Annotated in this window: 7 protein-coding genes; 3 read left to right on the forward strand and 4 right to left on the reverse strand. The window is 59.4% G+C overall.

The annotated features are described in order from the left end of the window. The 3 genes from tnpC to tnpA form a co-directional block, all read right to left on the reverse strand. On the reverse strand, window positions 1–1,111 hold a 1,111-nt coding region (gene tnpC, locus AC628_RS13990), incomplete at its 3' end, for an IS66 family transposase (RefSeq protein WP_245321169.1). Between the two features lie 95 nt (window positions 1,112–1,206). Beyond that, a complete protein-coding gene (tnpB, locus tag AC628_RS13995) occupies window positions 1,207–1,554 on the reverse strand; it encodes an IS66 family insertion sequence element accessory protein TnpB (protein ID WP_050421752.1) in 348 nt (115 codons plus the stop codon). Beyond that, window positions 1,551–1,970, reverse strand: a complete 420-nt coding sequence (tnpA, locus tag AC628_RS14000; RefSeq protein ID WP_074127395.1) for an IS66-like element accessory protein TnpA — start codon at window positions 1,968–1,970, stop codon at window positions 1,551–1,553. The genes tnpB and tnpA overlap by 4 nt, the downstream gene beginning before the upstream one ends. Before the next feature lie 1,779 nt (window positions 1,971–3,749). On the opposite strand from tnpA, the gene AC628_RS14010 reads away from it, so the two are divergent. Together AC628_RS14010 and AC628_RS43965 are read left to right on the forward strand one after the other, a co-directional pair. Beyond that, window positions 3,750–7,061 (forward strand): AMP-binding protein, encoded by a 3,312-nt coding sequence (locus AC628_RS14010; protein WP_168193371.1) that lies wholly within the window; start codon window positions 3,750–3,752, stop codon window positions 7,059–7,061. 212 nt (window positions 7,062–7,273) lie between these two features. After that, on the forward strand, window positions 7,274–7,444 hold the full coding sequence (locus AC628_RS43965) for a hypothetical protein (protein ID WP_168193372.1): 171 nt from the start codon (window positions 7,274–7,276) through the stop codon (window positions 7,442–7,444). Between the two features lie 220 nt (window positions 7,445–7,664). On the opposite strand, the gene AC628_RS14020 is transcribed toward AC628_RS43965, so the two are convergent. After that, window positions 7,665–8,519 (reverse strand): Bug family tripartite tricarboxylate transporter substrate binding protein, encoded by an 855-nt coding sequence (locus tag AC628_RS14020; protein WP_074127399.1) that lies wholly within the window; start codon window positions 8,517–8,519, stop codon window positions 7,665–7,667. A gap of 318 nt (window positions 8,520–8,837) precedes the next feature. Between AC628_RS14020 and AC628_RS14025 the strand changes: the two genes are divergently transcribed. Continuing rightward, the gene (locus tag AC628_RS14025; protein ID WP_074127400.1) at window positions 8,838–10,598 is read left to right on the forward strand and encodes an adenylate/guanylate cyclase domain-containing protein; all 1,761 of its coding nucleotides are present in this window, start codon (window positions 8,838–8,840) and stop codon (window positions 10,596–10,598) included. The last annotated feature ends 551 nt before the right edge of the window (window positions 10,599–11,149 follow it).

Raw genomic sequence — 11,149 nt, forward strand, 5'->3', positions numbered from 1 at the left:
GCCAAGATCGTCCACCAATATGCCGTCTCGTGAGCGAAGCTTGCGCGTGAAGAACCGGATGCGGGTAATCCGCTCGTCCGGGTCTGTGAGGGGCGGGGATGGCAACACCCCCGCCTACTCGGCACAGGGCCGACGTAACCGGCCCCGGCAAGCGGGACGGCTTGTAAAGTTCGTTGTACCCGTCATAGGCATCGGCCTGCAGAATGCCGGCGAAGTCTCGAAGATGCCGGACGGGATGTTCATGGCGTCGGTCCCGAGAGGCGTAATACAGCGCCGCCGGCGGTGCACGTCCGCCAAACGGCCGGTCGTCGCGGACATAGGTCCAGATGTGCCCCTTTACCGTCTTGCCCTTTGCCAGGATCGGCACAGTGGTGTCGTCACCATGCAACCGTTCGGCGGCCAGAACGTGGGCCTCGATCAGCGCATGCAGCGGCTGCAGCACCGTCGTGCAGGCACCCACCTGGTCGGCCAGCGTCGAGAGGCTGAGATCCATGCCTTCGCGCCGGTATCGCTCGCTCTGGCGGTTCAGCGGCTGGTGCTGGCCGAACTTCTCGAACAGGATCATCGCCAGCAAATTCGGCCCAGCGAAGCCGCGCGGGGTAACATGGAAGGGCGCCGGCGGCTGGGTAATCGTCTCGCATTCCCGGCACGAGAACTTCTCGCGCACCGTCTGGATCACCTTCCAGGACCTAGGGATGACCTCCAGCGTTTCGGTGACGTCCTCGCCGAGCTTCGACAGCTTCGCCGAGCCGCAGCAAGGACAATTCTCGGGCGCAGCAATCACCACGCGCTCACGCGGCAGATGATCGGGGAAGGGCTTGCGCGAAGGCCGCTTGCGCTGGAATGAGCGCACCGTCTGTGCACCGGCCGCGGCCTGTTCGGCCGCCATCTCATCTTCGGTCGCGGCTGCTTCCAGGTCCTCCAGCTGCAATTCCATCTGCTCGAGCAGCCGCGCCTTGCGTTCTGAGCTGCTGCCGTAAAGCTCGCGCCGCAGCTTCTCGATCTCGAGTTTGAGATGGGCAATCAGCGCTTCCGTGTTCGCGTTCACAGCCTGGGCGCGGGCTGCAACCGCCTCGGCTTCCACACGCGCAGCGCGCTCCTTAAGGATCATCGCGTGAGCGGCGGCGAGATCGGATGGAAGCGATTCAGCTGCGTCTTTCACTAGACGATGGAATCACATCCGCTGCGATCCGCAAGCCAAAACTGTCAGCCGACCGACGTCGGACGCCAGGTTTCCTGAGGATTGCGCCAGTCAATACCGGACAGCAGGTAACCAAGCTGTGCCGGTGAGATCGTGATTGCGCCGTCGGCTGGGCTCGGCCACAAAAACCGCCCGCGCTCCAGCCGCTTGGTGAACAGGCATGCCCCTTGGCCGTCATGCCAGATCACTTTCAGAAGATTGCCGCTGCGTCCGCGGAAGCAGAACAGGTGCCCACCCAGCGGATCGCGCCGCAGCACTTCCTGCACCTGCAGCGAGAGGCTCGCAAATCCCTTGCGCATATCGGTGTGCCCGGTTGCCAGCCACACCCGAACATTGCTCGGCACCGGAATCATCGCCGCTCCAGTACCGCCACAACCCGCGCCAGCACGGCCGCATCGACGCCATTGTCGACGATCACCCGATGTCCGCGCATCAGCACGATCTCGATCCGACCCGGCACCGCCGGCACACATGCCTGAGGTGGCAGGCTCCGATCCGCAGCTTCAGGCTGTTCCGGCGATATAACTATCGGTGCAAACGTCGTCCCCCCGTCCGCTTCCGCAAGCCGACCAGCCCGGGCCAGCCGGCGCCATGTAAACAGCTGGCTCGCAGACAGCCCGTTCCTCCGCGCTGTCGCCGACACCTGCCGCGGCTCGGCGTAACTCTCCGCCACGATCCGTTGCTTCTCGTCCAGCGTCCAACGGCGCCGCGCACCCGACGAAATTACGTCGAGACGCGCGACCTTCAACACAGGCGTATGACCAGTCATACGCCTATGTCTTCACCGTCCCGTCACGTCAGACAGGGCGGCCCACGCCGTAGGAATTCGGCTTAGGTGACGTTCTCGGTAGGACTACCGAGCGGTGGTCACGGAATGTTCTCGCCATCTCCGGCTCTTATGCCGCTATAAAATTCACTATGCAGTTTGTGCCAAAGACTTGACCCAAATCAACGAGCGGCCCGCTAACAGTTCCAGCATTTCCCGATGACGAGGGATTGGGTCGCCATCGCTGGATACGCCTCGATAGCTCTGACCGTTCTGGTCCTGGTTCTCATCTGCGCGACATAAACCGGGACTGAAGCGCGGAACTCTTGCGTGCGTTGCGTGTTAATAGTTTTTCGCGCAATCGTTGCGGGGCCGAGCGGCGATGTCCGATCCAGACAAAAAGCATCAGTTCCAAATTCAAGAAGAGTGGAACGGAATAGAATCCGCAGCCTTGAAGGCTATCGAACGGGATCGCAACTCGCTTCGTGATGCAGCTAGGAAGCTAGTCGCGCTTGCTAAGAACATTTTGTCCAAGAAGTAAGGCCGCCTCAGTTGGCGGCCTCTTTCTTTTTGATCTCGATCTCGGCTTCGTTTCCGTAAGAGATTTGGAATCCCATCACAAGAAGCCTAAGCCAATTGATCCGCTCGTCCGCACTCCAAGGACCGGACTTTGGCAGCTTTTGGACTAACTGATTCCGTGGTCCGGATCGTCCCGAAGGGTGATTGAAAACTATCCCCGGCTTGCGACCTATCCACAGGCTGTAGCGATGGCTTCCAAAGAAACGGCCCCAGCGAGGGTGGCATAGAGCCGGGGCCGCTAGTTACACTTTGCGTCCCAACGCTGTCGGCAGGACCGCGCTAGGAGCATAAATAATCCGGCACCCGCCGCGCCTGTTCCTATGGTCATAAGAAACGGCCCCAGCACCCTTGGAGGTGATGCTGAGGCCGTTCCTCACTCCAGCCTTGCCGCGCCGCCGATGCAATGGTTAGGCGCCCCTCTGGGCCATAGTAGATTGACCTTAATGAAACCGCGCCGCCCAGTGCCCGGATGATCGAATCAAAGCGTGAGCCAGTCAATTAACCTGAGTGAATCAAACGTAAACAAATCGTCGCATGCTTAACGGGTGTCCTAATTCCCCGCATCGAGTGTCCTAATTAGGACAGCACCTAACCGGGATGGGATTTGCCCTTATTGAGCTTCGTCGCTTTGACGAGGCCATCAGTGCAGGGAAGAAAGCCCAGCGTCACAACCCCTCCTATCCAGGACCATACCGCTGCCTCGCATCCGCTTTCGCCCATCTCGGGCGCGACGCCGAGGCCCGTGAGGGCGGCGGCTCGTATGCTTGAGATCGACCCCGCCTTCACAATATCGGCGTGGATCGCTCGGAGCCGGCTATCAATAAACGCTAAGCTGATGATTGAGGGCTTTCGGAAAGCGGGATTGACCGAATGCGCCGTGCTCGCCTGCATCGTCAGGCCGATCTATATGGCGAAATTTACCGCGGCGCATGAGTCTGCTGTTGGCGCATCAGCGAAGCGGCCGCAGCTCTCATCAAGCTCTGCTCAGTGGGGCATAGCGGACTGGATTTGCTCAGGTTGAGTTCTTCGCCTGTTGACCCGAACCGGTCGTCGGCCGTGCCGGACAGCGGTTCAACATACTGCTATAAGCGTTGAGCTTCCTGAGATGCTTTCAGAACGGCAACTTGCCTGAGCGCAGCCGAGGCGCCTGCGGTCGATTGTCCGACGACGTTATCAGCGTATTCTCGCCCTTCAATGTGTTTGATGGTTCTGGGAAATGACTTCAACAGCGCAGCGACATTGACCAAGAGGGGGGCGGCGTTGTCGAATATTATCAAGCAATTGCAGAACGGTGTTGCACGCAGGAGCGCCGGCCGACGCCCCTTTCCGTGCGTTCGAGATCTCCTCGCCGGCCATGCAGAAAATGCGCCGGAGCGCCACGCCATTCTGGCCCCCGCACGCCTCCCGATGACGTATGGCGCGCTGTGGACGCGGGCAAACGAAGTGGTTTTCGGGTTGCGGAACATCGGCGTGCGCCGAACTGACAGGGTCGCGGTAGTGCTGCCGGACGGACCAGAGGCTGCAGTCGCGGCGATCACGGTTGCAGCCGGCGCGGTTTGTGTACCTCTCAATCCGGGTTTCACCTGCGACGAATACCAGCGTTATTTCGGCGAATTGCACCTGGCGGCGCTATTGACGCACGCTGACTTGAATTCGGCCAGCCGACGCGCCGCCCGCATCCAGGGCGTGCCCGTGGTCGATGTGTCGATGCGGCCCAACGGGGAAGCCGGCGCTTTCAGTATTGTCGGTCAGGCACCGCAACTCCTCGCTGACGACGAGTTTGCGGCTAGCGCTGACGACGCGTTCATCCTGATGACATCTGGCAGTACGTCGCGCCCCAAAACGGTCCCGCTGACCCATGCGAGCGTCTGTCTGTCGGCCGACAACGTTGGCGCCGCCTTGGAGCTTGACGCTCGCGACCGATTGCTGAGCGTGCTGCCTCTCTTTCATGGCCATGGCTTGATATCGGGACTTCTGGCCGCGCTCGCTGCAGGCTCCGGTGCGGTCTGTCCGTCCGGCTTCGATGCAACAGCGTTTTTCGGCTGGCTGACGGAGTTTCGACCAACCTGGTACACGGCGGTACCAGCAATCCATCGCGCGCTATTGGCGGCGGCGGATCCCTACAGGCAGGCTGTGCAGCGGTCCTCCTTGCGGCTCGTTCGTTCGGCTTCGACGTCTCTGCCGTCGGAAGTGCTCGACGGACTGGAAGCGTTGTTTGGTGTTCCCGTTATCGACACCTACGGCATGACGGAGGCCGCAACCCAGATCGCTGCAAATCCCCTGCAGCGGCGAAAGCGCGGTTCAGTCGGTCGGCCCGCCGGCCCCGAGATCGTGATACTGGACAGTGGAGGCCGTCGCTTGCCATCCGGCAAACGTGGAGAGATCGCGCTGCGAGGTCCCACCATAACCAGGGGGTACGACAATGATGCCGCCGCTACCGCGTCCGCATTTCAGGACGGCTGGTTCCGGACCGGCGACCTCGGATACCTGGACGCCGACCGGTATCTCTTCATCGTCGGTCGCATCAAGGAGATCATTCATAAGGGCGGGCAGAAGGTTGCCCCCGCCGAGGTGGAGAGCGCCTTGCTGAGCCACCCGGCTGTGATCGAAGCCGCTGTTTTCCCTGTCCCCCACGAGCGACTGGGCGCGGACGTCGCCGCCGCTGTCGTGCTGCGTCCGGACGCAAAGGCAAGCGCACAAAGTCTCCGAGACTTTGCCCGAGAACGCCTGACCGGGTTCAAGGTCCCTGGCCTCATCCTGATTGTGCCGGAACTCCCGAAGGGCGCCGGCGGGAAGATCAAGCGCAATGAACTTGCGGCCAGCTTTTCAAAGTACCGACCAATCCAGGACGGCGGCAAGGGAGTTGCGCCCAGCTCGGAATTGGAGCGTCAACTGGCCGGTATCTGGAAGGACATCCTGGACGTCGATCAGATCAGCGTTGACCAGGATGTCTTCGCGCTCGGGGTGGATTCACTTGCCATGACGCAGATGATTCTGCGTGTGGAAGAACGCTTCGGCCTCACCCTGACATTCGAGGATATCTTCAATTCGTCGACCGTTGCGGCTCTTGCGCTTTGCCTTGTATCCTCAAAGGAGGGCGCCGGCTCGTTGGCGCGCCCGCACGATCCGCCAACGGAGATCTCGCGCTCTGATGGAGATGGCGCACAGCCGGTGTCCATCGTGCAGGAGCGCATGCTACGCATCGAGCGCGAACTACCCGGATTACCCCAGTTCAACCTGCCGTTCGCTTATCGATTGCAGGGCCGTCTAAACATTCCCGCGCTCGAGCAGAGCCTTGCTGAGGTCGTGCGTCGGCACGATATGTTGCGCACGGTGTTTGTCTGGCAGGGTGAGGTTCCTCTCGCCCGCGTCGTGCCGGACGTCGATGTCAGATCAATCCTGACAGTGAAGGATTATGCAGCCCCGGCGCATACCGGAGATGCCCTGGCCAAGGAACTTCTGCTGGTAAAGGCGAAGTTGGAGGCCGAGCGGATGTCCCTGGCGCCGATCAACATGAACAATGCACCACTGTTCCGGGCCTATATCTTCCGGCTCGACGCCAGGGACCATGTTTTTCTTCTGGTCATGCACGATATCATCATTGATGGTTGGTCGATGGCGATCTTCATGGAGGAGCTTCTGGAGATCTATGCCGCTTCGATTGCCGGTGCGAAGGTCGAGCTGCCCGAGCCATCGTTTCAGTTTTCCGACTTCGCTCGCTGGCAACGTTCGTGGTCCGGCACCGAGGAAGCAAACAGACAGTTCGCTTACTGGAAGCGGTGCCTCGACAAAGCCTCACCTCCATTTGAGGCCCCGAAAAGTAACGCTGGAGGCGAATTGACCTCGCGCGTTCTCCAGGAACCATTTCAAATATCGAACAACTTGGTGACGCAGCTGGGCGCCGTGAGCCGTGACCGGGGCGCAACTCTGTTCATGAGTTTACTCGCCGGCTTCAAGACCCTGCTGTTGCTCCGGAGCGAACGCAACGACATTTGCGTAGCGACTTTGATGGCCAATCGGCCTCAACTCAGGACAGAGCGCGTGATCGGCCCGTTCGCGAACACAACGATCATCCGCACACAACTTGATGCTGATCTGACCTTTAGCGAAGCGCTCAATCGCGTACGCAAGGCCGTCTTGCAGGCTCACGCCAGACAAGAACTTCCCTTCGATATCATCGCCAGCCGACTAGCGGAAGAAACCGGCTTGTGCCCGGCATCGCTCGTTCAAATCTATTTCGTTTTCCAGGTTGCGTTCCGCCGAGCGCTCGAGCTGTCCGACCTGGCGGTTCGGCCGTTCGGCTACCAGGAAGAACGCTCTGCCATGCCGATCGATCGCGCCTGGCTTTCGATGACCCTCAAGGACACCCCGTCGGGGATGACCGGCATATGCGGGCGTAAGGACGAATTGTTCGAGCCAGACGCCACCCAGAATTGGATTGCTGATTACACGGCAATCTTGGCCAATGCCGCCGCAAACCCCAACGAGCAGCTTGGCCGATTGATTGAACCTTGAAACGATCAGGTCAGTCGCACCAAGCCGGTGAGAAAAGTGCAACGCTTTGTGCCGATGTCCTGCCGCGCGCAAGCTTGCCCAAAATTCGTTCGATCCGAGTATCATCCAGCTTGATTATCCACCAGAAATTGTCGACAATTTAGCCGCGTATTGGACAACGAATTGATCAAATCTAGTTTTGCCACTTGGAGGCGGCGATGTGTAGATTTGCAGTGGATCTTATCGACTTCGAGGAATTGACCGAGGCGCAAAGGAAAGCATTGCTGAAGGACCTACAGAAGCGCAGGGATACCCTGGAAGCGCAGCTGAAGGGTGTCAACGAATCGCTGAAGGGCGTCAATCAAGCTCTCAAGACGGTCCAGAAAGTGTCAAAGCGCCGCTAGCGCCCGGCCGCCAGCGCCCGACATGGCCGCAATCTGGTCTCCGTGCTTCATTCGTGCAGGGCTCCGTGATCGGAGTTCGAGGCAGCCCCCCAACATGGCTTGCCGAATGCGAAAAAGTGGCGAAGCACCGGAACCAAAGGGCATGCAAAATCGACGCGGCTCCGGACGGCAGGGTGTGATGCCCTTGGTCCCGTCTTGGCCGGCCACCGTTGCGGCTGTCTCAGGGTTGAATTCCAAGCACCTCAAGTGTTGGCACCCACTGGGCGTAATCTTTCTCATGCATCGCTCGTGCCTCAGCACCGGATCGCCATGCATGCTTAAATCCGACATTTTGCAGTTTTTCTTGAGAACTTTGCGATGCTTGCCGGAAAATCTCGGAGAGTCGGGCGACTTCCTCCGCTGATGTTCCCGGCGGAGCGAAGATGCCGACCCATCCTTCCGTCTCAATCCCGCTGCCGGTTTGCGCAAGAATGCGAAGCGAATCTTGAAACGGGAGAAAGTCTGGAAAAGGAACAATCGCAACCGCGACGTGCCCCCCAAGGACACTGAGGATCGCCGGCGCTGACCCTTGATAGGGCACGTGCACCATCGGCACTCCGTAGTCCTTGAAAAGCTTTGTACCTATGAGATGGGGAATGCTCCCGGCGCCTGCGGTGGCTACGGTGCGATATTTCTCCTCGCGCGAGGCTTCCTTCATGTATTCAGCAAGATGCTCGGGAGCGTCCTTTCTCGTGACAGCAATGTATGAGAAGGTTGCTAAAATTCCGATGGGCACGAGCTCGCTTTGAGGAGACGTTCTGAGCGACGACGTGGAGGACATGAACAAGAGTGTCCGAGTCAACTTTTGCCGAAGTACCCAATCCGCCGCTATCGCCCCTCCCGCACCAGGTCGATTTTCCACGATCGTCGAGGTTCGCGTAATCTGCTCTGCTGCTTCAGCAACGATTCTGGCTGCGGTTGAAGAGGTTCCTCCTGCCGCAAATCCCACAACCAATGTAATCTGCTCATCATTCGGCAGTGCGGGACTGGAGAGCATCACAAGCGCGGCGAGAAATAGCGGCGTGAGTCTCGTCATGCGGTGATCCCTTTTTCGACCAGTATCGCGATTATCAAAGACAACTGGACCACGCGCTCTTCAAGGGCGCAACCTCCGAAAGAACGTCATCTAACCGGCCTGGCGCTCTCCGGCACACTGCGGGCGCGCCCATCCGTCCACGAATCGCACGCGGTTCGCCGTCAAAATAGGCAGAATTCGATACCGAGGTCGATCTCGCCGATCTCGTACGCGGGCTGGCACGGCCTGAAGGACAGCGGCGTCCGGAGCCCGATAGACACCTCCTGCTTCTGACAATAGACTTTGATTAAAGATCGGATCGGATCAGGGCGAGCTTTTATGGCCGCAGACCGTGTCGAACGGCGACTGAGTGCTATTTTCGTGGCCGATGTGGCCGGCTACAGCCGCCTAATGGGTGCTGATGAGGAGGGTACGCACGCCCGGCTAAACGAACATCTGTCTGCGCTCGTCCATCCGGAGATCGAAAAGCACGGCGGGCGGCTCATCAGAAGCGCCGGCGACGGAATCTTGGTGGAATTCGCCAGCGTGGTCGGCGCGATGCGATGCGCCGTCGCGATACAGCGTGGCATGATCTCCCGAAACGCCGATGTGCGAATTGAGAAACGGATCGAGTTCCGCATCGGCATCAATGCCGGCGACATCATTATAGAAGGCGGCGATATTTTTGGCGACGGGGTAAATGTTGCGGCTCGGCTCGAGGCGCTCTGCGAGCCGGGCGGTCTCTGCGTGTCGCAGCGCGTACGAGAAGATACGCAGGATAAGCTTGACGTCGAATTCGAAGATAGTGGCGAGCATCAACTGAAGAACATTGCGCGGCCGGTGCGGGTCTATCGTGTGTCGTTCGGCAACGCTCCGGCGCGACCGGCGCTTGCGCTTCCCGACAAGCCATCGGTCGCTGTCCTGGCTTTTCAGAATATGAGTCGCGACCCGGAGCAGGAGTACTTTGCGGATGGGATCTCGGAAGACATCATCACCGAATTGTCCCGCTTCTCCGACCTGTTCGTGATCGCCCGCAATTCGAGCTTTCGATACAAGGGCCGGGCGGTTGATTTGCGTCAGGTGGGGCAAGAACTCGGCGTGCGCTATGTTCTGGAGGGCAGCGTTCGTCGGGGCAATGACCGGGTTCGGATCACGGCGCAGCTGATTGATGCTGCAAGTGGCGTGCACCGCTGGGCCGAGCACTATGATCAGAAGTTAAAGGATGTATTTGCGATCCAGGACGACGTTGCACGGACGATCGCCGCAATTCTGGTAGCGCATGTGAACATGGCGGAAGCCGAGCGCACCTTGCTCAAGCCGCCCGTGACCTGGCAGGCCTACGATCACTACATGCGCGCGGCTGCGGCCTGGATATCGTTCCAGTCCTCGTGGCAAATGGCGGAATTACTGAGAACCCGAGGGCATCTTGCAGATTCGCTGGCCATCGATCCGAAATATGCCCGTTGCTATGCAATGCTCGCCAGCACTCACCGAGTGGCGTGGCTCAATCCCCTGAACGATGAATATTTGAGCCCGACGATCCTTGACCTGGCCATCAAATTGGCGCGCATGGCAATTGCGCTCAATCCAAGTCTGCCCGAAGCCTATGCCGAATTGGGCTACAACATCATCCGGAAGCGTGACTTCGACGCGGCGACTGCCGCCGCCGAAAGAGCGCTTGCGCTGAACCCCAATTTCGCGGATTACCGCCTTGCGCAAATATTTTACTCGGTGGGAGAGCCGGCCAGAGCTATCGCCATCGCCAAGTTGCAAATGCGCCTTGATCCATTCCATCCGCATTTTGCGCCGTTGATGGCCGGCGTAGCTCACTACCACCTCAAAGAGTACCCCGATGCCCAACATTGGTTGACTGAAGCGATCGGCCGCGCGCCCAATCATCAGTATGGCCACGCCTTCTTGGCCGCGACGTACGCTCAGCTTGGACGAATGGAAGATGCTCGTGCAGAGGCAAGCGAGGTTCTACGCCTGAATCCAAGATACAGCATCAATGGCACCCAGAAGCAGGTATCCATTCTCAAACGCGCCGAAGACCTGGAGCATTTGGTTGAGGGGCTGCGAAAGGCCGGCCTTCCACCATAGTCTTGGCGAAGCTTGTCCAAACCTTCGCAGCCGCGATTGACAGCAGCTCTCAAGCGCCCTCACCTTGCGGCAAGGTAACGAAGCGGGGGATGTCTAACACCGCCCGTTGGCTCGCATGCTTGCCCGCGAAGCGGTCTTGAACCTGCGACCAGACTGAGGGGCTGACCGATCCGCAGGGTTTCAGGAATTTGATCAGGTGCCCGTTCCAGCACTCATGATGCTCTTGGGCGTAGACCAGCAAGCCCATGAAAATCGAAGCCGCCAGGACATATCCGGCTGCGAGGTTTCATCATGGCTGCCACCCCACGAGGTTGGGTAACCTAGGTTAGCTTCAGGCGAACATGCGCGGGCGTGCTCCAGAGTCTCCGGGCAGCTTTTTCGATTGTCATCCGCCAGCGCTCAAGGTCTGTGTCGCTTCTTAGACCTGCGGAGATTGCGGACAGCGACGAAAATTGCGCCTAAAGCGGGATGGGGTTAGGTTGAATCGATTTGGGATTCCCAAATCAGGCTGTTTCTGATTCACCATGCTGGCTGGGCGGAGGCCAGCATGG

The sequence above is a fragment of the Bradyrhizobium sp. NAS96.2 genome (assembly GCF_001908235.1).
GTDB lineage: Bacteria > Pseudomonadota > Alphaproteobacteria > Rhizobiales > Xanthobacteraceae > Bradyrhizobium.

What these genes read in the sequence shown, in the direction of transcription:
- tnpA (WP_074127395.1), bottom strand. Translation starts at nt 1,970, where the DNA reads ATGACTGGTCATACGCCTGTGTTGAAGGTCGCGCGTCTCGACGTAATT.
- tnpB (WP_050421752.1), bottom strand. Translation starts at nt 1,554, where the DNA reads ATGATTCCGGTGCCGAGCAATGTTCGGGTGTGGCTGGCAACCGGGCAC.
- AC628_RS14020 (WP_074127399.1), bottom strand. Translation starts at nt 8,519, where the DNA reads ATGACGAGACTCACGCCGCTATTTCTCGCCGCGCTTGTGATGCTCTCC.
- AC628_RS14010 (WP_168193371.1), top strand. Translation starts at nt 3,750, where the DNA reads ATGGTTCTGGGAAATGACTTCAACAGCGCAGCGACATTGACCAAGAGG.
- AC628_RS14025 (WP_074127400.1), top strand. Translation starts at nt 8,838, where the DNA reads ATGGCCGCAGACCGTGTCGAACGGCGACTGAGTGCTATTTTCGTGGCC.